We start from the raw sequence: 24924 nt of genomic DNA, 5'->3' as shown, positions 1-24924 counted from the left end.
GAGCTAAGAGATCTTCACTCTTAGCTCTTATCATGTTGTTTTATATATTGTTCGATTTTGTTTTGTATAATGCTTCTATTAGCAAGATACTGTTTCTGCTTCTAATAATTCTTTAGCACCTTTGTACTCTACACCGTGAGCTTCTGCAACTGCTTCGAATGTTACATAGCCATCTAATGTGTTAATACCTTTTAGTAATGCAGAGTTGCCTAGGCAAGCTTCTTTGTAGCCTTTGTTAGCAATTTGTACTGCATATGGTACTGTTACGTTTGTTAATGCAAGAGTTGATGTACGTGGAACCGCACCTGGCATGTTTGCAACTGCATAATGAACAACGCCGTGTTTTTCGTAAGTTGGGTTATCATGAGTTGTAATACGGTCAGTTGTTTCGAAAATACCACCTTGGTCAATCGCGATATCTACAACAACAGAACCTGGTTCCATTGATTTAATCATTTCTTCTGTTACAAGTTTTGGAGCTTTTGCACCTGGGATTAATACTGCACCGATTACAAGATCAGACTCTTTAACAGCTTCTGCAATATTGTAAGGATTAGACATTAAAGTTTTTACTTGGTTTCCGAAAATGTCATCTAATTGACGAAGACGTTCTGCACTTAAGTCGATGATTGTTACATCCGCACCTAGTCCAACTGCAATTTTAGCAGCATTTGTACCAGCTTGTCCACCACCGATGATTGTTACTTTACCACGTTTAACCCCTGGAACACCTGCAAGTAAGATACCTTTACCGCCTTTGTTTTTCTCAAGGAATTGTGCACCAATTTGTGCAGCCATACGACCAGCTACTTCACTCATAGGTGCAAGTAATGGTAATGAACGGTTTTCTAATTGTACTGTTTCATATGCGATAGAAACAACTTTTTTCTCGATTAAAGCTTTTGTTAATTCTGGCTCTGGAGCTAAGTGTAAGTATGTGAACAAGATTAAGCCTTCACTGAAGTGTTTGTATTCGCTTTCAATTGGTTCCTTAACTTTCATAACCATTTCCATATTCCAAGCTTCTTCAGCTGTATCAACAATTTTTGCTCCCGCTTCAACATACTGAGCATCTGTGAAACCAGACCCTAAACCTGCACCCTTTTGAATGAATACTTCGTGATTGTTACGAATTAAATGTACAACACCTGCTGGTGTCATTGCCACACGGTTTTCGTTGTTTTTAATTTCTGCTGGTACCCCAATACGCATAATGAAATGCCCCCTTATAATTAACAGAAAAAAGAGATTCTTTTTTCTTTTTGTAATAATTAATAACTTATGTCCTTATTCTAGCATAACTTAAAAGTTATGAAAACGCTAACATATCATTTTCCTAAAGTTTTTATATTTAGAATAGTGTAAATATATAAAACATTGATTCTATTAGGGGTTTCGTGTCATTCCATTATCTTTCACTCTATTTTTATTATACTGCTTCAAAATAAACAGCAATCATTTATTATTTGACAATAATTTAACAATGTAAGAAACCTAAGCGATAACGTATACATATACAGTTATTACTTTACTCAATACTTTAGAGATATATTCTTTTCACAAAAAAACAGCTGCTAGCATTTAGCTAGCAGCTGGGTAACTTATAAATAACTTAGAAAATAAATCATCTGTCGTTTCAGTAATTTTATCAAACAGATCACTTTCTTCCGCTTCTTGCTCTTTTAACATCTTAATTGTTTCACGTGCATCTTCAGGGTAATCGGTTATAATACCATCTACGTTTAACTTATAATATGCCTTTAAATTTTCCATATCATTTACTGTCCATACGTAAATTGGTTTGTTTAACTTCCTTGCTTCTTTTACTAATTTCTTATTTAACATATATTCTTCTGCTACGTAAAAGTCAGCCTTCACATTCTTTAAGTTAGCTCTACTTGCATACAGTATATACCCTACTTTTATATCTGGATTTGCACGCTTAAACTCTTTAATAAGTGGATAGTGTAACGTTTGAATTACACATTGCTTCTCAAATTCATTATCTTTAATCGTTTTTAAGACTTTGTTTACAAAATCTTTTTCGCCCCCATGAAGCTTCACTTCTATATTAAGTTTGATTTTGCCATTTGCTAGCTTAATGATTTCATCAAGTGTACTTATTTGTCCTGAAAGTCCATCTTGACTAAGGGTAAGCTGCCTTAACTCCGCCATCGTTAAATCTGACACATGCACATTAGCATTTGCGAGACGTTTCAGCTTCAAATCATGTATAACCGCTAGCTCACCGTCTTTCGTTTGTAATACATCTATTTCAGCGTAGTCTGCTTTTGCATCAATAGCACCTTGCACAGCTTCTTTCGTATTTTCTACGCCTTTTGATATATACCCGCGGTGCGCCATAATAATCGGTTCTTTATACGAATTTGAAATAAACGTTACAATGAAGGCAACGACCATTCCCGCAGTAATAATCCCTACAATGTATACGCCAATGAATTTCCAACGATGTTTTTGGAAGAAACATTTATCTGCTTTCGTTTTCGAATAATCTAATCCTTCTTCTAATAAAACATCCTCAACTGGAACCTTTTGTAAGTATAATCGCGTAATCGCCATAATATAAAATGGCGTCACGATAAAGCTGAATAAATACAATGTACTCGTTAAAAATACAGAAATCGTTGATTCAGCTAATAATGCAAATGTTCCTTTCGGGTTTGTAAATTCATAAACACCCCATAGGCACAATAAATACATTCCCAAAAACATGACATATACAATTCCAATTGAAATAAAAAATCCTACTAAAAAGAATAGTACTTTAAAAAAGCTTTCCTTTACTAAAGTTGCACTTTTACGTGCTGCCACGCGAAATGGTTTTTGCTCTAAAACAACAATAGGTAGAACGAAAATCCATCTAAGATTCAAATACGCGACTACAGCAAAGAACGTGTAATAACCAACTTGTCCCATCGTTGTCTTAAACAGCTCTCCTGTAATAAAGTTAGGAATTTGAATTTGCGGGATTAATGCCGTTTCATATCCCATATTTAAAAGAGGCAACAATACGACAGCATATAAAATAAATCCTGGTAAGCAATATGTGAAAAGAGTAGGTAAATACGTTACCGTTTTATATAAAATCGGACGTAATTTCACCTTCTGTCTTTTATGAGCGAAATACGAAATAATAATAAGCACCGCAAATTCTGTAAAGATAAGAAACAGTGCTAACAATGATAAAATTACGATTGCTAAGATGCCATAAGGCGTCTTTAAAAACGCTAATAATTCATCATTTGTCGCATTTGCATAACCACCAAAATACAATAACTTATTAAAAATGATTCCAAATAGCGGAACAAACACAATCGCTGCTAATAATTTATAAGCAAGTTGAAAAGTTAATACATTCCAAAAGGCAAATTTAACTGTTTGAAAGGAATGTCTCATTACTCCTGGTATAGATAGTTTTTTACGGTGTTGCATATATTCCTCCAAATTCTAAAACGGTATTTGAGATGGATTCCATATTTCCAGTTCTAATCCATCTTTTTAATAATAATATATTCCGCTTAACATGAACACACTTATACATATAATGAAAAAAGTGATGGCTACTTCCCATCACTTTTTCATTTATTCTATTTTTTCTCTAGCCCTTGTCCAAATGCTTTCAAGAAGCTAAAACCGAATGTAATAGCTCTATTGATATCTGGATCTTTTAATACTTTAAAGAAATCCATCACTTTTGTTTTTTTACCACTATTTAATTCATCTGTTGCAAATTGCAATCCTGTAACTAAACTTGACGTAATTTGCTTCGTTATTTCTGGGTCAACTGAAGATAACGCTTCTCCTGCCCCCATCATATTATTTAACGCATTTTTAACGGGTTCACGATTTAATTGCTCCACAGCGATTTTTGAAACATCTTCCTTCGCAGCAAGTAAACTAATTGCCGCATCTAATATACCAGCCTTCTGCAACTGTGCTAAAAGCTGCATCGTTTCTTCTACTGCTTCACGATTATTAGATAGCTCATTTAGAAGTTCATCTGCTACTTGCTGTTTCTGTTCTTCCTCTGTTACAACTTTCTTTTTAATTACAGTAATTTCTTTCGCCACTATCTCCGCCCCCTAGTCCACAAGTGATACGTATTGTTTTCTTTGCCATTTTTGCTGGATTTCAACACCGTTTTGCGGATTACGCTTTTTATCTCTCGGGTTTGAAGATGGTAACGGACGATTCCCTTTTTCACGTAGTACACGCATCTTTACCATCGTTTGTTTGTACGCTGGTGTACACGTATAAAGATCTGTCGCCGTTCCAGTTAAAATATTGATTGCCTCTTCATTTACCGTTGCATGCATCGGTAAATATAGCTCTTTCCCCGTTACACGCTCTGTAACAAGTGCCTGTACTTTAATTTTCCCAAATGGTGATGCTAATTCTACAAGGCCACCATCTTTCACATTGCGCTCTAGGGCAAGTTCAGGCGAGATTTCAACGAACACTTCAGATACTTTAGATAAAATACCAGCCGATTTATTCGTCATATTCCCTTCGTGGAAATGTTCTAACATACGACCATTATTTAAAAGTAAATCATACTCATCTGGCGCTACAACTGGTGGTACCCATTCATCTAATGATAGACGAGCTAGTTTATCCGGGAAGTTAAATCCGTCCACATATAATAGCGGTGTATCGCTACCATCATGGCTACCCCAACATAAACTATTCCATCCTTCTAAACGATCGTATGTTGCCTGAGAATATAAAGGTGCAAGCGATGCAATTTCATCCATGATTTCACTTGGACTTTCATAATTCCAGTCCCCGCCAAGCGCACGAGCTACTTTTTGTAAAATCCACCAGTCTGGCTTTGAATCACCAAGCGGCTTCAATACTTCATATAATCTTTGAATACGGCGCTCTGTATTCGTAAATGTTCCCTCTTTTTCTAAGCTTGGTGCTGCCGGTAAAATAACATCAGCAAAACGAGCTGTTTTCGATAAGAACATATCTTGAACAACAAGGAAATCTAAATTCGCTAAAATATGTTGTACATGGTTGGCATTCGAATCTACTAAAGCCATTTCTTCACCCATAACATACATACCACGCAGTTTTCCTTCATCTGCCGCAAGTAACATTGCAATATTATTTAAGCCTGGTGCTTTCGGAATTGTAGTACCGTATGCTTTTTCAAATTTCGCACGGAGCGCATCATCTGAAACCGCTTGGTAACCTGGAAGCCAGTTTGGTAATGTTGCCATATCACAAGCGCCTTGTACGTTATTATGTCCGCGTAATGGATATGCTCCTGCACCAGGACGACGATAATTACCCGTAACAAGCAATAGATTTGAAATTGCTGCTGAAGTTGTACTTCCTCCAGTATTTTGCGTTACACCCATTCCCCAAAGTACACAAGTACCATCTGCTTCATATACCATACGAGCCATTTCTTTCAGATTTTCTTTCGAAATCCCCGTAATTTCTTCTGTATAATCAAGCGTATACTTTTCTACCATTTTGCTATATTCATCAAAATTCTTCACATTTTCAGCTATGAACTTTTTATCGTGCCAATCTTGATCAATAATATATCTCGTAATACCAGCGAGCCATACATAATCAGTTCCTTGGCGCGGATGAATGAATAAATCCGCACGCTCTGCCATTTCATGTTTACGAAGATCCGCCACAATTAATTTTTGGTCATGTAATTTATGAGCACGTTTTACACGCGTTGCAAGTACAGGATGTCCTTCTGTCGGATTTGCTCCAACGATAATGACAAGGCCTGCTTCCGCAATATCTTTCACTGTTCCAGCGTCCCCGCCCATACCGACAGTTTTAAATAAACCGTCTGTTGCTGGAGATTGACAATAACGGGAACAGTTGTCTACATTATTCGTTCCATATATTTGACGGGCTAGTTTTTGCATAAGATAATTTTCTTCATTCGTTACTTTCGAAGAAGAAATAAACCCAAATGCATCACTTCCATATTCTGATTTAATATGCTGCATATTGGATGCAACAACTTCAAGAGCCTCTTCCCATGAAGCTTCAACAAACATATCCCCTTGGCGAATTAATGGCTTTGTAATACGATCTTCACTGTTTACAAAATCCCATCCAAATTTGCCTTTTACACATGTTGAAATACCGTTAACCGGCGCATCTGAAACAGGCTGCACTTTCAAAATGTGGCGGTCTTTCGTCCATACTTCAAATGAACAACCTACACCACAAAATGTACAAACTGTTTTTGTTTTATTCACTTTCGTCTTACGCATCGCAGCCTCTACTTCTGAAACTGCTAAAATACTACTATATCCCGGCTCTACATCCTTTACAAAATCAATCATCGGATCTAACACATCCGGTTTCAATCCTGTCATGAATCCAGCTTCACCTAACATTGATTTCTCCATCAACGCATTACATGGACATACTGTTACACATTGCCCGCAACTTACACAAGATGAGTCATTTATACTTACACCATTGTCCCATATAACACGTGGACGGTCTAAGCTCCAGTCTATCGATATAGTTTCATTCACTTGTAAGTTTTGACATACTTCTACACACTGTCCACAAGCAATACATTGATTTGGATCATATCGATAAAACGGATGTGACATATCCACTTCACACGCACTTACTTTTGGCTCATACGGATATTTCTGTTCCTCAATTCCCATCATATGTACTGTATTGTGGACTTTACAGTTACCATTATTGTTATCACAAACGGTACAATACAGTAGATGATTCTCTAATATTCGATCCATTGCCTCAGTCTGTGCCTCTTTTGCACGCTGGGACTGTCTTTCGATATGCATACCGTTCTCTAATTTCGTTGAACAAGCACGCAATAACTTTCCATTTACTTCTACAATACACGTATCACAAGTTTGAATTGGATCTACTTCTGGTACATGACAAATTTGAGGATGTTCCAAATTACTCTCGTTAAATAATTGTAGTATCGTCTTTTCACCTGATGCAGAAAATTCTTTACCATCGACGGTTACACGGACTGTCTGTTCTGCCATAGTTTCCCCTCTCCTTACAACCAACTGTACAACACAATCATGAATCCGTTTTCAAAATCGCATTACTGTACATTTTTTTGAAACGCTCTACCCAAATACTTTCTTATGAAGTCGATTCTAGATGTTATAAGGTATAACTACGAAAGCTTGAAAATATCACTATTCTACAGTTCTATTATATCGTACATATACAATAATAACCAAAATAATCTGTGATCTTCTTGTTAATAGGTGTTTTTATTTTTCCCATTGTTTTATGATAAATGTGGGAGAGAAATACATATAAAAGGGGAATTAAATATGGGGCCTACGCAAGAGACTTATACAATTGTACGTTATCAATCTGGTACATTTTCAAAACAACTTGATGAGATTGTTACAGAATCTCCTATTACTATTAAATTGAATGGTGAAGAATATGTAACAGTCGTATGCACACCAAATTATATTGAAGATATGGTAATTGGTTTTTTAATTTCTGAGGGGATTATTTCTTCCTATAACGATGTTGAAGAACTATGGGTTCAAAAAGATAACGGAATTGTCCATGTAAAATCATCAAAAGTGAATCCGCTCTATCAAACTTTATATAATAAACGATACGTCACTTCTTGCTGCGGAAAAGGTAGACAAGGTTTTATTTTCGTAAACGATGCGGCAAAAGCAAAAGACTTACATGATATACATGTAAAAATTACTCCTGAAGAATGTTTTTACTTAATGAATACTTTACAACAATCTTCCACTACCTTTCGCCAAACTGGTGGTGTTCACAATACCGCGCTATGTGATCGAAATAATATCCTTCTATCAAGAATGGATATCGGAAGACATAATGCATTAGACAAAATATACGGTCATTGTTTACGCAATGATATATCTGTTAAAGGAAAAATTATCGCATTTAGCGGACGTATTTCATCTGAAATTTTACTCAAAGTTTCAAAAATCGGATGTGAAATTGTTCTATCTAAATCTGCCCCAACAAAACTAGCATTGCAACTTGCCCATGATTTAGGCATTACAGTCGTAGGGTTTATTAGAAATGACTCTTGTAATATTTACACACATCCAAAACGAATTGATGGCTATCAATCCAATGTTTAAAAAATAACTCCTCAATCGAGGAGTTATTTTAGTTATAAAAATGTAACATATTAAACACTTGAATAGTTAATAAAGTTAATATATAATTTCATTACATATTAAAAAACAAAACATTGTAGCATATATCTTTTCATTCTTTTACAAATTAAAAGAGACTGCTAACAAAACACATACACACTCTTATAAAAGTAATGGATTTATTTTATTTGAAATCGACCAAGGAGGTTACAACTATGGAAATTCGCTTATTAACGACAGAGGACGCAGAAATATATTTAAAAGTTTGTATGGAAGGTTTAACGAAGAACCCGGAAGCTTTTAGCTCTTCCTATGAAGACGTTTTGAAACATGAGGATCCTGTAGCTGCTATGGCAAAACGATTAAGCAATCCGGATAAGTATACTCTAGGGGTCTTCAAAGATGATGATTTAATCGGCATTGCTACTTTAGAAACAAAGCCTTTTATTAAACAAGAACATAAAGCAAAAATCGGTTCCGTTTTCGTTTCCCCAAAAGCGCGTGGCCTTGGAGCAGGACGAGCTCTTATTAAAGCAATTATTGAAAATGCCGATAAATTACATGTAGAACAACTTATGCTCGATGTTGTAGTTGGTAACGCTGGTGCAAAAAAATTATATGAATCATTAGGTTTCCAGACTTACGGCGTACAAGAGCGTTCATTAAAACATAACGGTCAATATTGGGACGAGGAACATATGGTTCTGTTCTTAAATGATTAATACTTCAATATAGTTTTCCAAAAGCATCTTTTTATTAAGAAAGATGCTTTTTTCATTACAACAATGTAATCTTCATGTCACCTTTATCGATCGTACCAAACCTTTCCATTCATTATACTAAAAATATAAAGTGAAACTTTACTCAGTGGGGAACTACATCCCACGCTGATCGCATGTACTTGATATGTAGAGGAGAATGTGACATGAAACAAAACAAACGAGCTATGCTTTTAATATTTACTACAGCAATTGTAACTTCTGGATTAGCAATTTTACCTTGGTTTATTATATGAACACTCCCCCTAACAATGAAAAAAGCTGATTGCTTCTTAAGAAGCAATCAGCTTTTTTTATATTATAAAATCCCCAAAATTTTATTTACGCAACTTATAATAATAACCATAGATACGGCAACGCACATGACAACCGTATTACGATCTTGCTTTTCTTTTTTTGAAATTTCTTCTTTTGAATTCATGTGTATGATCTCCTTTTAAAAAAAGTGTGAGATAGGAAATTTTTCTTATCCGATGCGAGGTGAATACGAAAACCCTCTCTATCTCACATACACAATAGAATGGAATTGTCATTTTATAAATAAAATGACATGACGTTATGTCGCAACATAGGGTATTTTGTGTCGCTACGTTTTCTATTATAAAAAATAGTTGTGCAAAACTAGTGCATTTTTTATGTCAATTACTCTGAGCGAAAAAATCAGCCCTCCATTCAATCACATAAAAAGAGTTTTTTATTATTTTCATGTAAACTATACAAGTAGAATGAACAGTTTGGGGTGCACAAGATTATGGTAAAAATTTTATTAGTAGACGATGAAGAACGTATGTTACGATTATTAGATCTGTTCTTAAGCCCTCGCGGCTATTTTTGTATGAAAGCTACCTCTGGCCTTGAAGCACTAAAATTAATCGAACAAAAAGAATTCGATATTATTTTATTAGATGTTATGATGCCAAGTATGGATGGATGGGATACTTGCTATCAAATTCGTCAAATTTCCAACGTTCCTATCATTATGTTAACAGCTCGCAACCAAAACTACGATATGGTGAAAGGCCTCACGATGGGCGCAGATGATTATATTACAAAACCATTTGATGAGCATGTATTAGTCGCACGAATCGAGGCTATATTACGCCGTACAAAAAAAGATGGCTTTGTTAGTTTCAATGGTATTGAGTGGGATAAAACGAAACATACTGTCACAGTTTATGATGAAAAAATCTCATTAACTCCTATCGAATTTTCGTTACTCGGACTATTTTTACAAAATACAAACCGTGCTTATAGCCGAGATGATTTAATCGAAAAAATTTGGGGCTATGAAACAGATATCGAATATAGAACAATTGATTCACACATTCGTAATATCCGTGATAAACTACGCAAAAAAGGATTTCCTATTGAAGATTACCTAGAAACGGTCTATAAAGTCGGATATAAATGGAAAAGTGAATAATTACTTCGGTCAGTGGGAAATCGTATACCACTGACTCTTTATTATGAATAAGGTATGGTGAAAAAATGAGTAAACTTTCCCTTAAAATTGGGACATACTTTTTAATATTAGCTTTATGTATTGAAACAATTGCTTTCGTATCTTTTTATAAAAGCCTTTCAAAAATGCGTATTGTAGAGGAAACTGATGCTCTTTTAGAGAAAGGTAATCGCTATAGTAAAAAAATTAAAAGCCGCGAGAGACGGGATGAATATTATAAAGAAATGAAACACGCTGAACATAATAAAAATCCTAAACGTCCTGTGTACCCTGAGTTCGATATTACGAATGAGGCTGCACACTTAGTTGAATCGGAATCAATTTCTAACTCCGATATAGCTATCATTATTACTGACCATAACGGCAAAATTATTTCCACCTCAGAACCCGTAACAAAAGATATGCAAAAACAACTTACTTGTAAAACAGAAACTGTCCCAGACGGCGGATTGGTCGTTGAAAGGAACTGGAAAAAATCAAAGTTCATCACAACAGTAAGCCCACTTAACACAACAAAGTTTCAAGGAAAGCTATATATGTTATTAAAAACATCTTTCCTAGAAAATATGTTACTTAAACTCATGAACCAATTTCTTATCATTAGCGTTTTAACAATTATTTTAACAACAATTTCTGTCTTTGTTTTTTCACGCGTTATTACAGAACCACTTGTAAAAATGAAGAGAGCGACAGAAAAAATGTCAAAATTAAACAAGCCAATTCAATTAGGTATTAAACGAAATGATGAACTCGGAAGTTTAGCAAAAACAATTGAAGATTTATCGAGTGAACTTACGTATATGAAAAAAGAGCGCAATGAATTTCTCGCTAGTGTCGCTCATGAACTATTAACTCCATTGACCTATATGAAAGGTTATGCGAAGGTAGCAAAGAGAGACTCTTTAACAAAAGAGGAGCGAGAAGAATACTTACAAATCATTGAGGATGAAACGGATAGTGTAACCGATCTCGTCCAAGATTTATTTATGCTTGTACAATTAGAACAACACCAATTTGTTATAAAAAAACAAAAAGTGCTTCTTCAGCCATTTTTAGAACGAATGGTAGAAAAAACAAAAACAACATTAACAAATAAGCAAATGCAACTTCATGTATATTGCAAAGATGATTTAGAAGTTTGCATAGACGAAAGACGTATGGAACAAGTTATGTTAAATTTATTACACAACGCTTATCAACATTCGCCAGAAAACACATCCATTACGATACGTGTACTCATGGAAACAGATTCTTTTACAATAAGTGTACAAGATGAAGGTGAAGGTATTCCTGAAGAAGATATCCCGCATATTTTTGACCGTTTTTATCGTGTTGATAAATCCAGAACACGAGCTACAGGTGGAAAAGGCATCGGGCTAGCTGTTGCAAAAGAAATTGTAGAATTGCATAACGGTTCTATTCTAGTAACAAGCCAATTAGGAGCGGGAACAAACTTTATAATCGAGCTACCTTTTGAATAATATGCGTGTGAAAACACCAGTAGTAGTAAACACTACTGGTGTTATTTTGTTCATAAAAACAGCTCATATAAGCTAAGCTTTTGAAATTATTCTTATTTCAATATAAAATAAAGGTACATTTGCAAAGATTTGGAGGGTGATATAATTGGATATCCATGTATTAACAAAAGACGAAGCAGAAATTTACTTAGAACTTCGCGTAGAAGGATTAAAGCAAAACCCTGAAGCATTCAGCTCTTCTTATGAAGATATTATTAATAAAGAGTGTGCGATTGAATATAAAGCACAAAAATTAGCACAAGATGAAAACTATACGCTAGGTGCATTTAAAGATGGAAAATTAATCGGGGTTGCAACACTGGAAACGAAACCATATGTAAAACAAGAACATAAAGCTAAAATCGGTTCTGTATATGTATCTCCAAAAGCGCGCGGACTTGGAGCAGGAAAAGCACTTATTAAAGAATGTCTTGAGCTTGCTAAATCTTTAGAAGTAGAACAAGTTATGCTTGATGTTGTTGTTGGCAACGATGGAGCGAAAAAACTTTATGAATCATTAGGTTTTAAAACATTCGGTGTACAAGAACGTTCATTAAAATATAACGGACAATATTGGGACGAAGAGCATATGGTCTTATTCTTAGATGAAAATAAATAATAAAAAACATCCTCATGTTTGGAGGATGTTTTTTACTTTATTGTAAACCATGCCGTGTGTAATAATTGAATCGCTTTCGCAATTTCTTCCTCTGATAATATCGCAAACCCAAGTAAAACTACATTTTCAGGTGCAGTATCGTCTTTATAGTACGTAGACACAGGATATATTTTGATACTATGTTTCGCAGCTTCTTGAATTAATTCTTCTTCCCGCATTCCATTATGCACTTTTAATAAAATGTGTAATCCTGAATCTTCTCCTATCACTTCAACACGATTAGAGAAATACTTCTCTATTTCAAAAACAAGTCGATCTCTCTTCTTTCGGTAGACGACACGCATTTTATGAATATGTTTTTCCCAATAGCCTTCATTTAAAAATCTTCTAATCACTTCTTGGTCCATTCTTGAAACACTTTGTGTATAAAATAAATATTGCTGTTGATACTTTTTAATTAATTTCTTCGGCAACACCATATAGCTCATCCGTAGCGATGGTAATAATGCTTTAGATAGCGTCCCCATATAAATAACTTTCCCCTCTGTATCTAACCCTTGCAGCGCCGGTATAGGCTTTCCAGAATAGCGAAATTCACTATCATAATCATCTTCAATAATATACCTACTCTCTTCTTTCTTGGCCCATTGTAAAAGCTGCATCCTTCTCGTAATAGGCATAATCATTCCATACGGAAACTGATGGGAAGGTGTAACAAATACAACATTCGCATTGCTATTTTCTAAATCTGCAATACAAATTCCATCTCTATCTAAAGATAACATTTGGACTCTTGCTTCTCCCTGTTCAAAAACAACCATCTTTCTATGATACCCTGGGTTTTCAACTGCATAATTGCTTCCCTTTAACAATTGAAACAATAGTTTCACTAATATTTGTGTTCCCGCTCCTAATACAATTTGACTAGCTGAACAACGTACACCTCTAGATTCATACAAATAATTCGTAATCTCTTCTCTTAAGCTCGCTTCTCCTTGAGGGTGTCCTAGAAAGAGAAGTTCGTTATTATGCGGCTGCCATATTTCATTTACAATTTTCCGATACATATTGAATGGAAAAGCATTTGTATCAATTCCTGTTTGTGTAAAATCAAATTTATAACTCTTCTCCTGAAACGGTACTTCTTCTATTCTATCTCCGCTATCCTCTATATGAACCATTTGCTCAATCTTGCATACAAAATAACCTTTTCTCGATATCGACTCAATATAACCTTCTGCAAGTAATTGTTCGTACGCTGCCTCTACTGTATTTTTACTTACTTGTAAATGTATCGCTAACTTTCGCTTAGCCGGTAATTTCGTAAAAGGGACAATCGATCCATCTTTAATTTCTTTTTTTATATACTCATACAATTGCACATACAATGCCTTTTTACTATTCATATTTAAATTAGGCGTTAATTCTAACATAATATCTGACCCCTTAATAAAACTAAAATCTGATACTTTTTACAGTACCAGAAGTTATATATAATTCCTTTTATCATGTCACACATAAAAAATCAAATACTGGAGAGGAGAAACATGATAATGAACAATGGTAGACGTATCGGACTCATTATGATTATTACAGGGGCTACATTATGGGGATTATCTGGTCCAATGATTCAGTGGCTATTTCAACATACTAATGTATCCTCAATTGATTTTTTAACAATTCGATTGTTGCTTGCAGGAATATTTATTTTGTCTTTCTTACTTATAAAGAAACAAAACATATTTCAAATTTGGAAACACCCTAGATATTCTATACAACTTATTATTTTCTCTATTCTCGGCATGCTCGGTGCGCAATACGCCTTTATCGAAACGGTTCATATTAGTAATGCAGTCACAGCAACGCTATTTCAATTTCTAGGTCCTGTTCTTATTACCATGTATGTTGCATTTGAACAAAGAAAATTCCCTGCTTCCATGCAACTATTCGCAATTATAGCCGCGCTAATAGGAACATACTTTATTATTACAAATGGCTCAATTGAAAATATTGTTTTATCCAAAGAAGCTATTATTTTTGGACTATTAACAGCAATCGGATTTGCATTTTATACCCTTCATCCGGCTTCTCTCATTAAAGAATGCGGGACAACTGTAGTAATTGGTTGGGGGATGTTAATCGGAGGAATTGCACTACTTATTTATAATCGTTCATTCGGGTGGAATCAATTTTCACAAACCCTTACACTAAAAACTTTTTCTATGCTTATTCTTATCATTATTAGTGGTACCCTTTCTTTCCTTCTATATATCGGTAGTCTTAAATATTTAGCAGCAACAGAAACAAGCATTTTATCTAGCATTGAACCCCTTGTAGCTGCCATCGTTTCAATCACTTGGCTAAATGAATCTTTTGGAACATATCAATTATTAGGCGGCGTATGTATCGTTCTGTCCGTTATTTTTTTGACGATGCCTCAAAAAGAAACCGAACCAACCTATACAACGGAACAAATATAAAATGAAACTTTAATTAGTGGGGACTATCTCCCACTAATTATTAACCTACACCAATCGGGCTTTTACGGGATAAAAATGTCAAAAGAGGTCGTACAAAACTTACGACCTCTTTTTATACTTTAAAGGAATTGTCCCGCCTTCTAGCAAATACAATTACACTAACAATAAAAACTAGGAGTGTGGCACCATGAAAAAAATCGGAACTATGCTACTTCTCTCCTTCCTCATCACTGGATGCACACAAACGCAACCGGATTCAAAAGAACAAAAAAAAGACGTAATAGCAACGTCATCCACTCAAGTGAACGCACCTTCCTTCTTTCACCTTAGTGTTTTAAAAGATGTAAATTGGGAAGAAACACCTTCTTTCGTAGAAGGAAAAATGCCTTTAAAAGGCATCGAAGGTAAAGTCGCAATGGCTGATAGTCCTATTATCGCAAATGAACAAAATGAAATAATGTGGCACTTTCTAGATTCTGAAATACCAACTGGAAAATTGTCTATTATTGCGCTAAAACAAGGATCTGTAACTCCGACACAAGTACTCTTTCAAAAAGAAACTTCCAAACAAACTTGGACTACTTCAAATACAATCGATTCTACTACAAACGAACTCCCTCTCACTATGTCACTACCTTCATCTGGATTATGGTTATTAAATATATATGTGAATGAAAAATATTATGATCAGTTTGTAATCACTGCTGAGTAAAGTGACAAAAATAAACCACTTTCTTACAACAATGTAATTTCTACGTCATGTACTTCGATAGTTGAATTATCTCTCTTCTCTTATACTTAAAGTAAGAAATGAAACGAGGAGAGATGAGAGATGAAAAAAATGATAGAAGTGATCGTAGCAGTAACTGAGGTTTTAGTGAATGGTAAACAAGTTGCAATGGAATTAAATAAATAGTGAAGAAACATAAATAATTCTACACTTCTTCATTATTTTGATTTCTTATCTCAAAAAAGCAGTGCCTTTTAGGCACTGCTTTTCGCTATTAATAACGTGGTATTTTCGTAATTTGTGCCACGCCTGAATCAATAGCTGCTTTCGCTACTGCTTCTGCAACACTTGGAACAACTCTTTTATCTAATGGATTCGGGATTACATAATTCGCATTACGTTCTTCATCAGTAATGATGTTAGCGATCCCATATGCTGCCGCTAATTTCATCTCTTCTGTAATATCAGTTGCGCGCACATCTAACGCACCGCGGAATATTCCGGGAAACGCCAATACATTATTTACTTGATTCGCATAATCCGAGCGTCCAGTTCCTACTACAGCTGCCCCAGCCTCTAATGCATCCTCAGGGAAGATTTCTGGAATTGGATTCGCCATTGCAAACACAATTGCTTTCTCATTCATCGTCTGTACAAGTTCTTTCGTTAATACGTTAGGAGCAGATACGCCAATAAAAATATCAGCTTGGTGAATTGCTTCTTTTAACGTTCCACGCACATGTTCACGATTTGTCTTTTTTGAAACTTCAATTTGTGCTTCGTTCATCCATGTTTCACCTTCACAAACAATACCTTCTAGGCTAACTAACGTAATGTGCTTTGCACCAGCCTTTAATAATAATTTTCCAATTGCAATTCCTGCCGAACCCGCACCGTTAATAACGATTTTCACATTATCCATTTGTTTGCTAACAACTTTTAATGCATTAATAACAGCTGCTAAAACGACAATAGCTGTTCCATGTTGATCATCATGGAATACAGGAATATTCGTTTCTTCTTTTAATCGTTTTTCAATTTCAAAACAACGCGGTGCTGCAATATCTTCTAAATTAATCCCTGCAAATGTAGGCTCTAAATTTTTTACAAGGGTAACGATTTCATCTACATCCGTTGTGCCTAAACATAATGGGAAAGCATCTACATTCGCAAACTTCTTAAACAAAATACTTTTTCCTTCCATAACAGGCATAGCCGCTTTCGGTCCAATGTTTCCTAAACCGAGTACCGCTGTTCCATCTGAAACAACTGCCACCATATTGCCACGTGCTGTATAGTCATACACTGTTTCTTCATCTGCCGCAATTGCTTTACACGACTCCGCTACACCTGGTGTATACGTCAGGCTTAAATCATCCGCTGAATTTACCTCCACTTTACTTGTAATTTCAATTTTCCCTACTAATTCTTTATGCAATAACAATGATCTTTCATTAATTTGATTTGCTAACATACTTATAATCTCCCCTTAATTTGACAAGCTAGCTATATGAATATAGCTAGCTTGTTTGATCATGAAAACATTTTTAATAATATTGTCGCCGTTACAACCATTGCCGCCCCGCCTAAACGAGTTGAAATTTGCGCGAACGGCATTAATTCCATACGATTTGAAGCCGATAAAATAGCAACATCTCCAGTTCCGCCTAAACCGCTATGACATCCAGTTACAATCGCCGATTCAACTGGATACATCTTCATCACTTTCCCTACAAGAAAACCTGATGCTACCATTGTAAGAACAACCGATGCGCACACAACAACATATCCTACTGAAAGAACTGCTGCTACGTCTTTTAACGGAATATATAGCAATCCTAATCCAACCATTAAAGGCCAAGTTAAATTCTTCGAAATAAATTTATATAAATGGAATGCTCCTTGCTCCATTTTTGCTGGCATTAATTTAAAGTATTTCACAAGTGCTGCTGAAAAAATCATAATGATTGCCCCAGGAATACCGATGAACTTAGAAGCAAATCCTCCAAAGATGAAGAACGTACACGCAATTAATAAACCTGCTCCCATTAATGAGAAGTCAATTGGCTTCTCTGTATTTTGTTCTTTTAATAATTCTGCTTGATTGTCTGTTTTCACTAATACACCGTTACCACTAAGCTCCGGTTTCTTCTCACCTAAACGCTTCATATACCCTGCACTTACAATTGCGAACATATTTCCAATAATAGCTGCTGGAATAAGCTGTGATACAAACGTCGCTGATGATTCATTTAAAATATCACTATAAGCTAGCGACAATGGTAAAATCCCTTCCCCGATACCACCACTCACAATTGGTACGATGATAAAGAAGAATGTGTGCTTCATTTCAAATCCAAATAATGAACCGACCAATAACCCTACTGCTACAGAAGCTAACGTCCCTACTACTAAAGGAATAAACATACGAACGAAACCTTGTACTAACACTTTACGGTTCATTCCTAAAATACTTCCGACTACTAAACAAGAAATATATAAATATAAAAAGTTCGATTTTTTCATTAACATAGTCGCAGCTTCCATTGAAGCTGGATTCATCCAGTTAAAAAATACAAGTAATGATGGAATAAATAACGAAAGTATTGCTGGACCGCCGATATTTTTTAAAATTGGAATTCTCATCCCAATATCGCCTAAGAAAATCCCCATGATCATAATAACTGCAAATCCACCAATCATATCTGCTGGCAATTTATTATATACAGATGCCCCATAAATAATAGCAGCCAATACTACATATAACGGTAAAGGTATAACACCGATTTTTACATTCATAATTTTAGAAGCGAAAGATTCTCTTTGTACTTCATTTCCTTCAGAAAATGATACCGCTTCCACATTCTTTTGAATTCCCATATGGCACCCCCTCGTTTTCTTAATAACAATATTAAAACGCTTTCAATAGTAAAAATAGTTTTTGTAAGTTTTGTAATTGATTTTGTAATTAAAAAAAGTATAAGCGACTTATATTAAGTCGCTTATACGTAAAACTCTATTTTCTTTTGATCAACACATCTTAATTTACTTACAGGTCTGCCCACATGTTGGTACATCATTTCGTTTTCTAACACTCCAATGTCAGTCAAAAACATTACATATTTTCGAATAGAAACTCTTGAAATTCCAACTAATTGTGCCATTTCATCTGTTGTAAACACTCTTCCATTCAACGACTCGATCTTCTGCCAAATTAATTGCAACGTTTGCTTCGTTAACCCTTTCGGAAGCTCTTTCGTGACAGTAGGCTCCCTTTTTTCTTTTTGTAAAATTAACGAATCTAATTCCGATTGACTAATTTTTTGTTGTTCTTTCATGAAAGTAAGTTTTTCTCGATATATAGTTAATGCCTCTTTAAATCGTTCAAATGTAAATGGTTTAATTAAATAATCTACTACACCATATTGTAATGCTTTTTTAATACTTCCCATATCATGTACAGCTGAAATCATTATAATATCAATTTCTTTTTCTTGGTTCCGGATATACATTAAAAGCTCAAAACCAGTCTCTTCAGGCATAAAAATATCAAGTAATACTAAATCTACTCGTGATTTCTCTAATATTTCGATCGCCGACTTTACTGAGTTAACTGCTTGAACAAGTTCAAATCCTCCTACTTGCTCTAAATAATGCGTATTTAGCATTGCTACCATCGGGTCATCTTCTACAATTAAAACTTTAATCATATTTGCCTCTCATCCCTACCTTTAGGTATTTCAATTGTTATCGTTGTTCCCTTACCTACTAATGAATGCATATGAATTTCCCCATTTATTCGCTGTATACTTTCTTTTACAAGATACAAACCATAACCGCGGTTATCTCCCTTTGTGGAATAACCTTTCGTAAATAATTGCTCTATTTCTTTTTCTTGTATACCTTTTCCCGTATCTTGTACTGTAATAGTTAGTATATCCCCATGTTGTATCTTAACTTCAACTCGCTTCTTTTCACAATTCGTAACTGCCTCTAATGCATTATCAATTAAATTTCCGACAATCGTAATAAGTTCATGAGTAATACTTTCATCATCTATTTCCGGCATATAAGAATCTTCACTTATAATTAATTTTATATTTTTCTCTCTAGCATAGCTGAGCTTACCTAGTAAAAAACCAGCAAATACTGGACTTTTTATTCTTTTCATAACTCCACCAATTTCATATTGATGCTCTGATACCATGCCGCTTATATACTTCTGTAATTCTTCATACTGCTTCATATGTGTAAGCCCTAATACGACATGCATCTTATTCATAAACTCATGAGATTGTGCCCGTAATGCTTCTGCATATAGTCTAATACCAGTTAGTTCCTCTGCTAGTTTTCTAATCTCTGTTTTATCACGAAATGTTGCAATTGCACCAACTATTTCTCCTTTTACATATAAAGGAACTCGATTCGTCACAATCGTAATTCCATAAATATTTTGTTCTTCGTTTAATTGTACTTCTCCCGTTTGCAATACTTCTTTTATACGTGAATTTGGCATATACAACTCAACATCTTTACCGATAAAATCTTCTTCAAGTCCGCTTTTTTTAAATAGACGTTTCGCTTCATTATTAATTAATGTTACTCTAGCCTCTTTATCTACAGCAATAATACCTTCCTTTACAGATTGTAGCATCGTATTTCTTTCTTCAAGAATTTTTGCTATCCTGTGCGGCTCAAGACCGAATAAACTTTTCTTTATATGTCTAGCTAGCAATATTGCTCCTATAATTCCGACTAATACACCAACTCCGACACCAATATAAATGATATGTCTACTTTCCTTAACTCTCTCTTTTACATTATCTGCTGAAATACCAACAGCCACAGCTCCAAGTTGTTCACCTGTTTCAGAAAATATTGGTACAAACACTCGCATGGAAATACCTAAAGTTCCTTCTGCTAACGATACATGTTCTTTTCCTTTCAATGCAGGCCCTTCATCTCCCCCAATAAAATGATGCCCTATTTTTTGAGGATTTGGATGTGACTTTCTTATTCCATTCATGTCCATAACTACAATAAACTGAACACCTGTGTTTTGTAATATTCTATTTGTATACGTTTGGATTGCAGAGGTATCTGCTTTCCCAACCAAACCATCGATTACAATCGAATCATTCGCCACAATGTGTGCAATTGTTTTTGCCTTCTCTGCTTGGCTATCCTCCGTCGTCCGTTCTACATTATGACTAATTAATATATCTGTCACAAGTAAAGAAAAAATTACAACTGTACAAACTAACAATGTAATCGTTTTCCATAAATTCCATAGTCTTTTTCTTTTTTTCATCCCGTTAATGACTCCCCTAATTGCTGAATAGAAAAATAAGTAAGGTGATATTATTTTCACCTTACTTATCTGCTGTTATTATACTTTAAATTTACTAGTCATCGCTTGTAGTTCTTCTGCCATCTCAGCTAAGTTTTGCGAAGCTGAACTAATTTCCTCCATGGAATTAACCTGTTCTTCTGTTGAAGCTGCAACACTTTGCATACTAGCTGTATTTTCTTCTGCAGCAGCTGCAATTTCATCAATAGCATTTGTCACTTCATTTGCATCCCCAGCAATTCTCTTCGTTGTTTCTACCATTTGATTAACTTGAGAAACAATATGTGTAGTAGAACTTAAAATTTCCGTAAAACTTACTTTCGTTTTTGTTACAACATCAAGGCCCTGTTGAACTTCTCCATTCACATTATCCATCGCCTTAACAGTATGTTCAATATCCGCCTTAATTTCTGCAATTAAATTTGCAATCTCTCCAGATGACTCTCCTGATTGCTCTGCTAATTTTCTAACCTCATCTGCTACAATAGCAAATCCTCGTCCCTGTTCACCTGCTCTTGCTGCTTCAATAGCCGCATTCAAAGCTAATAAGTTCGTTTGAGTAGCGATGTTTTGAATTGCTTCAGAAATAGCTCCTACCTGCTTTGATTTCTCATCAAGAAGTTTAATAATAGCATCTGACTCGGATACCGATCTAGAAATAGATTGCATTTGTTTTGCGGTTTGTTCAACTAAATCTTCTCCCTCTTCAGCTCTTTCTCGCGCATGTAATGAGGAAATAGAAATTGACTCTGCGCTTCCAGTTACATCTTGAATTGCTGTATTTACTTGTTGCAATGTAGCCGCACCTTCTTCAACACCTTGACTTTGTGATTCGGCCCCACCTGATACTTGTTCCATTGCAATTGTAATTTGATCTGTCGCATCATTTGCTTGCTGTACGCTCGCTGTTAACTCTTCTGCCGATGCTGCAACATGTTCTGCTGAAAAGCTAATTTGGGTAATAACATCTTGTAAAGACGTAGACATTTCATTAAATGAATTCCCTAATTTCCCTATGTCATCCTTGGAATGGATTGTAATTTTCTCTGTTAAATCTCCCTTACTAATTTTATATGCCGATTCAGCTATTTTTCGTAATGGCCTTGTAATAGACTTTGTAATGAAATAAATTAATATACTACCAAATGCAATAGCGATAGCAATGACAATCAAAGTCTTATAAAACACTGGACTGGCAGCTTGGGTAATTTCTTCATCGAACATAACACCAACTACTTTCCAGCCCGTTTTCTCATTTGTTGCAAAGATTAAATTCTTTTTATCATCTTGTTCTGTATAAGACACATTTCCTTGTTTATCTTCATAAATTGGTTTAATCCAAGGATCAGTAACTTTTGCACCTGGTTTTCTAGATGGATGACTAACAATTTGCTTATTTTGATCTAAAATAACTGCATAACCTTTTTCACCAATGTTAATCATTTTGGAAATTTTTAAGATGTTATCTAAATTGTAACTACTCAGCCACCTTTCGGTGTCTTTTTTAAATTTTACTAGTTTCATATGCCTCCCATTTGTAAATACTGAGTATATCAAACAGGGGAGGTGAATCTTATGGTCGATCGAAAAATTATTTTAGATACATATAAAAAAGGACCTGAAGCTGTTATTTCTTTATTTGAAGAAACATTTTCTAAGTTAGAAAAACGTATACAAGAACTAGAAAATGCTTCAAAAAAAAACTCCAAAAATAGTCATAAGCCACCTTCTACAGATGGTTTGGGTAAGCCCGTTACAAAAAGTTTGCGCAAACCGTCTCATCGTCAAACGGGTGGCCAGTTGGGCCACAAGGGACATACTCTTGGTTTGACAGCGACTCCAGATCATACGATTACACATTCTCCTACATATTGTACTTGTTGTCATACTTCCTTGAACCACGAGCCTGTAAAAGGGTATCGCATTCGCCAAGTGTATGACTTACCACCTATTCAGATCGAAGTGACAGAACATAAAGTAGAACAGAAAGAATGCCCACATTGCCATTCTATCCAAGAAGCCCAATTTCCTTCGACAGTATCTCGTCCTGTTCAATATGGTCCAAATATAAAAAGACTGATTCCCTATTTAACGCATTATCAATGCATTTCTTTGAAGCGAACAAAAGAATTCTTTCAGGATTGTTTTGGACATTCTATAAGCGAAGGAACCCTGGTAAATCATACACAGGCTTTCGCTTCTCAATTGCAGCCATTCATAAAAGAAGTAAAGGAAAAGATTCTGCAGTCTCCTGTTGTCCATTTTGATGAAACTGGTATGCGTGTAGAAAACAAAACACAATGGTTACATACTGCCAGTACACCGGAGGTGACATTGCAACATATTCATCAAAAACGTGGAAAAGAAGCAATGGATGCTGGAGAAATCTTGCCATCTTTTTCTGGAATTGCGATGCATGATGGTTGGAAATCGTATGATGCGTATACAGATTGTCGTCACGTTTTATGTAATGCCCATCTCTTACGAGATTTACAAGGAATTATAGATAGTACTGGAGAACAATGGGCACAACAGATGCAGAAATTTCTAACGCAAGCGTTGACGATGAAAAAGCAATCCGAAGGTACCATGCCAAAAGCGACGCAAAAGAATCTGTTTATTATGTATCAATCCATATTGAAAGAACAACAGATTCTTTCCACGAAACAAAAGAAGAAAGGAAAGCAGACGCCTTCTCAAAATTTATGGAATCGCTTCGTCAAGTATTCTGACAGAATTCTAGCGTTTTTAGAACATCCAGCCATTCCATTTGATAACAATCAAGCAGAACGGGATATTCGGATGACGAAAGTAAAACAGAAAGTGTCTGGGACTTTCCGAAGTAAGAAAGGCGCAGAATCTTTTTGTCAGATACGAAGCTTTATGAGTACCATGAAAAAACAAAAACAATCGGTCTTACAAGCGATAAACCAAGTCATAGAAACTAGAACGGTTCCTTGGAATAACACGACTTCATAAGAGAATTTCTCTATTTGGCATAGATTCTTTCTCTGATTGGAGTATTTTCTTTTCATGTTTTCGAATCGGAAACATGTATTTGGCCTGTTTTTTTATTTGAAGAAGCTGAGTAGTTACTCTAAATTTAAATTAATTCCTATAACACCTTTACCATCTTTTACTTCTTTCGCAATCGTCACTACCATATTTTTTGTAGATGCTGACTGATATGGCGCAGTAACAATTACTTTCCCTTTATTTTCATGTGCTTCTTTATACCAAGATCTATCTGTTGGATTATACCCATCAGCCATTTGAATAAATGGTTCTCTTATAAACTTTCCCGTCTCTGTTCCAATATAAATACCTTCTACTTCTGGATGAAGCTTTATATATTGTGCTAACTTCGTTCTTACTATTTCTTCTTGTCCATTTAGATATGTATCCTCTGTTAAGATGTCTGCAAAGTACGTCGCATCAACAAATTTCTCTTCTATATTTTGAGAAATAACAGTATTTAAAATCGAAATATTCTCCTTTGCCTTATCTGTCATTTGATGCTCAAAATTTGTTTTGGCAGTTTGATATGAAACACCACCGATAATAATTCCTGGTATAGTTAAAATAATAAAAAATGAAATGATTAATTTTTTATTGATACTCATACATTTAACCCAGTTAAATATTTTTTGCATAATAAGCCTCCTTTATGTAATGTGGATACTTGTGTCATTTTATACAATTAATATATATAAAACAATATATAATGATAACATGTATTTTTTTCGTCAATTATGCATTTTTGCATATCCACTCCTTATACGTATTTTAATCATAAAAATAAGAGAACTTTAGCATTAT

General features: G+C 35.0%; 18 protein-coding genes and 2 pseudogenes. 8 read left to right on the top strand and 12 right to left on the bottom strand.

What is annotated here, in order from left to right; translation table 11 throughout:
* Window positions 1–78 precede the first annotated feature (78 nt).
* The 4 genes from ald to fdhF form a co-directional block, all read right to left on the bottom strand.
* Complete coding sequence (gene ald, locus MHH55_RS24370; RefSeq protein WP_001219742.1) at window positions 79–1212, bottom strand: alanine dehydrogenase; 1134 nt, start codon at window positions 1210–1212, stop codon at window positions 79–81.
* A 369-nt stretch (window positions 1213–1581) separates the two neighbouring features.
* A complete protein-coding gene (locus MHH55_RS24365; RefSeq protein WP_001164716.1) occupies window positions 1582–3453 on the bottom strand; it encodes a glycerophosphodiester phosphodiesterase in 1872 nt (623 codons plus the stop codon).
* A 155-nt stretch (window positions 3454–3608) separates the two neighbouring features.
* Window positions 3609–4091 carry a DUF1641 domain-containing protein gene (locus tag MHH55_RS24360; protein ID WP_001040540.1) on the bottom strand — a complete coding sequence of 161 codons (483 nt, stop codon included), beginning with the start codon at window positions 4089–4091 and terminating at the stop codon, window positions 3609–3611.
* Window positions 4092–4103: 12 nt separating this feature from the next.
* Complete coding sequence (gene fdhF, locus MHH55_RS24355; protein ID WP_078186562.1) at window positions 4104–7040, bottom strand: formate dehydrogenase subunit alpha; 2937 nt, start codon at window positions 7038–7040, stop codon at window positions 4104–4106.
* A gap of 300 nt (window positions 7041–7340) precedes the next feature.
* On the opposite strand from fdhF, the gene fdhD reads away from it, so the two are divergent.
* Together fdhD and MHH55_RS24345 are read left to right on the top strand one after the other, a co-directional pair.
* Entirely contained in the window at window positions 7341–8147 is an 807-nt protein-coding gene (gene fdhD / locus MHH55_RS24350) for a formate dehydrogenase accessory sulfurtransferase FdhD (protein ID WP_000529241.1), read from the top strand.
* A 233-nt stretch (window positions 8148–8380) separates the two neighbouring features.
* On the top strand, window positions 8381–8887 hold the full coding sequence (locus MHH55_RS24345; RefSeq protein WP_000405868.1) for a GNAT family N-acetyltransferase: 507 nt from the start codon (window positions 8381–8383) through the stop codon (window positions 8885–8887).
* Between the two features lie 355 nt (window positions 8888–9242).
* Here MHH55_RS24345 and MHH55_RS24340 read toward each other — a convergent pair whose 3' ends face one another.
* Window positions 9243–9365 (bottom strand): hypothetical protein, encoded by a 123-nt coding sequence (locus MHH55_RS24340; RefSeq protein WP_001085006.1) that lies wholly within the window; start codon window positions 9363–9365, stop codon window positions 9243–9245.
* Between the two features lie 330 nt (window positions 9366–9695).
* On the opposite strand from MHH55_RS24340, the gene MHH55_RS24335 reads away from it, so the two are divergent.
* The 3 genes from MHH55_RS24335 to MHH55_RS24325 all read left to right on the top strand — a co-directional run bounded on the left by MHH55_RS24335 (window position 9696) and on the right by MHH55_RS24325 (window position 12545).
* Window positions 9696–10367 (top strand): response regulator transcription factor, encoded by a 672-nt coding sequence (locus MHH55_RS24335; protein ID WP_000238957.1) that lies wholly within the window; start codon window positions 9696–9698, stop codon window positions 10365–10367.
* Window positions 10368–10432: 65 nt separating this feature from the next.
* The gene (locus tag MHH55_RS24330) at window positions 10433–11887 is read left to right on the top strand and encodes a HAMP domain-containing sensor histidine kinase (RefSeq protein ID WP_000041024.1); all 1455 of its coding nucleotides are present in this window, start codon (window positions 10433–10435) and stop codon (window positions 11885–11887) included.
* Window positions 11888–12032: 145 nt separating this feature from the next.
* Window positions 12033–12545: a GNAT family N-acetyltransferase gene (locus tag MHH55_RS24325; protein ID WP_000351212.1), complete on the top strand. Its 513-nt coding sequence runs from the start codon at window positions 12033–12035 to the stop codon at window positions 12543–12545.
* 32 nt (window positions 12546–12577) lie between these two features.
* Here MHH55_RS24325 and pdxR read toward each other — a convergent pair whose 3' ends face one another.
* On the bottom strand, window positions 12578–13978 hold the full coding sequence (pdxR, locus tag MHH55_RS24320; RefSeq protein ID WP_000891876.1) for a MocR-like pyridoxine biosynthesis transcription factor PdxR: 1401 nt from the start codon (window positions 13976–13978) through the stop codon (window positions 12578–12580).
* Between the two features lie 120 nt (window positions 13979–14098).
* On the opposite strand from pdxR, the gene MHH55_RS24315 reads away from it, so the two are divergent.
* Complete coding sequence (locus MHH55_RS24315) at window positions 14099–15025, top strand: DMT family transporter (protein WP_001059054.1); 927 nt, start codon at window positions 14099–14101, stop codon at window positions 15023–15025.
* 187 nt (window positions 15026–15212) lie between these two features.
* Window positions 15213–15737: a DUF4871 domain-containing protein gene (locus MHH55_RS24310; RefSeq protein ID WP_000719692.1), complete on the top strand. Its 525-nt coding sequence runs from the start codon at window positions 15213–15215 to the stop codon at window positions 15735–15737.
* 292 nt (window positions 15738–16029) lie between these two features.
* On the opposite strand, the gene MHH55_RS24305 is transcribed toward MHH55_RS24310, so the two are convergent.
* The 5 genes and pseudogenes from MHH55_RS24305 to MHH55_RS24285 form a co-directional block, all read right to left on the bottom strand.
* Entirely contained in the window at window positions 16030–17229 is a 1200-nt protein-coding gene (locus MHH55_RS24305) for an NAD(P)-dependent malic enzyme (protein WP_000880780.1), read from the bottom strand.
* Window positions 17230–17288: 59 nt separating this feature from the next.
* Window positions 17289–18635, bottom strand: coding sequence for a 2-hydroxycarboxylate transporter family protein (locus tag MHH55_RS24300; RefSeq protein ID WP_000512722.1), 1347 nt, complete (start codon window positions 18633–18635; stop codon window positions 17289–17291).
* A 122-nt stretch (window positions 18636–18757) separates the two neighbouring features.
* Window positions 18758–19465 carry a response regulator gene (locus MHH55_RS24295; RefSeq protein ID WP_000598666.1) on the bottom strand — a complete coding sequence of 236 codons (708 nt, stop codon included), beginning with the start codon at window positions 19463–19465 and terminating at the stop codon, window positions 18758–18760.
* On the bottom strand, window positions 19462–21066 hold the full coding sequence (locus MHH55_RS24290; RefSeq protein WP_000746421.1) for a sensor histidine kinase: 1605 nt from the start codon (window positions 21064–21066) through the stop codon (window positions 19462–19464). Before MHH55_RS24290 ends, MHH55_RS24295 begins: the two co-directional genes overlap by 4 nt.
* Window positions 21067–21144: 78 nt before the next feature.
* Window positions 21145–22578: pseudogene (locus MHH55_RS24285) on the bottom strand (methyl-accepting chemotaxis protein); the annotation flags it as partial.
* Between the two features lie 102 nt (window positions 22579–22680).
* Here MHH55_RS24285 and tnpC point away from each other — a divergent pair.
* Entirely contained in the window at window positions 22681–24084 is a 1404-nt protein-coding gene (tnpC, locus tag MHH55_RS24280) for an IS66 family transposase (RefSeq protein ID WP_100910632.1), read from the top strand.
* A 116-nt stretch (window positions 24085–24200) separates the two neighbouring features.
* Here the strand turns inward: tnpC and MHH55_RS24275 are convergent.
* A pseudogene (locus MHH55_RS24275) lies at window positions 24201–24758 on the bottom strand (PDC sensor domain-containing protein); the annotation flags it as partial.
* Window positions 24759–24924 lie beyond the last annotated feature (166 nt).

The sequence above is a fragment of the Bacillus sp. FSL K6-2944 genome (assembly GCF_038005385.1).
Taxonomy (GTDB): domain Bacteria; phylum Bacillota; class Bacilli; order Bacillales; family Bacillaceae_G; genus Bacillus_A; species Bacillus_A cereus.
Note: the sequence above shows the minus strand (reverse complement) of the source record. Positions and strands in the feature narration are given on the sequence as shown.

Coding starts and splice junctions, on each gene's coding strand:
- fdhD (WP_000529241.1), top strand. CDS start 7,341: ATGGGGCCTACGCAAGAGACTTATACAATTGTACGTTATCAATCTGGT.
- ald (WP_001219742.1), bottom strand. CDS start 1,212: ATGCGTATTGGGGTACCAGCAGAAATTAAAAACAACGAAAACCGTGTG.
- pdxR (WP_000891876.1), bottom strand. CDS start 13,978: ATGTTAGAATTAACGCCTAATTTAAATATGAATAGTAAAAAGGCATTG.
- MHH55_RS24295 (WP_000598666.1), bottom strand. CDS start 19,465: ATGATTAAAGTTTTAATTGTAGAAGATGACCCGATGGTAGCAATGCTA.
- MHH55_RS24315 (WP_001059054.1), top strand. CDS start 14,099: ATGAACAATGGTAGACGTATCGGACTCATTATGATTATTACAGGGGCT.
- tnpC (WP_100910632.1), top strand. CDS start 22,681: ATGGTCGATCGAAAAATTATTTTAGATACATATAAAAAAGGACCTGAA.
- MHH55_RS24290 (WP_000746421.1), bottom strand. CDS start 21,066: ATGAAAAAAAGAAAAAGACTATGGAATTTATGGAAAACGATTACATTG.
- MHH55_RS24345 (WP_000405868.1), top strand. CDS start 8,381: ATGGAAATTCGCTTATTAACGACAGAGGACGCAGAAATATATTTAAAA.
- MHH55_RS24340 (WP_001085006.1), bottom strand. CDS start 9,365: ATGAATTCAAAAGAAGAAATTTCAAAAAAAGAAAAGCAAGATCGTAAT.
- fdhF (WP_078186562.1), bottom strand. CDS start 7,040: ATGGCAGAACAGACAGTCCGTGTAACCGTCGATGGTAAAGAATTTTCT.
- MHH55_RS24335 (WP_000238957.1), top strand. CDS start 9,696: ATGGTAAAAATTTTATTAGTAGACGATGAAGAACGTATGTTACGATTA.
- MHH55_RS24310 (WP_000719692.1), top strand. CDS start 15,213: ATGAAAAAAATCGGAACTATGCTACTTCTCTCCTTCCTCATCACTGGA.
- MHH55_RS24365 (WP_001164716.1), bottom strand. CDS start 3,453: ATGCAACACCGTAAAAAACTATCTATACCAGGAGTAATGAGACATTCC.
- MHH55_RS24330 (WP_000041024.1), top strand. CDS start 10,433: ATGAGTAAACTTTCCCTTAAAATTGGGACATACTTTTTAATATTAGCT.
- MHH55_RS24305 (WP_000880780.1), bottom strand. CDS start 17,229: ATGTTAGCAAATCAAATTAATGAAAGATCATTGTTATTGCATAAAGAA.
- MHH55_RS24300 (WP_000512722.1), bottom strand. CDS start 18,635: ATGGGAATTCAAAAGAATGTGGAAGCGGTATCATTTTCTGAAGGAAAT.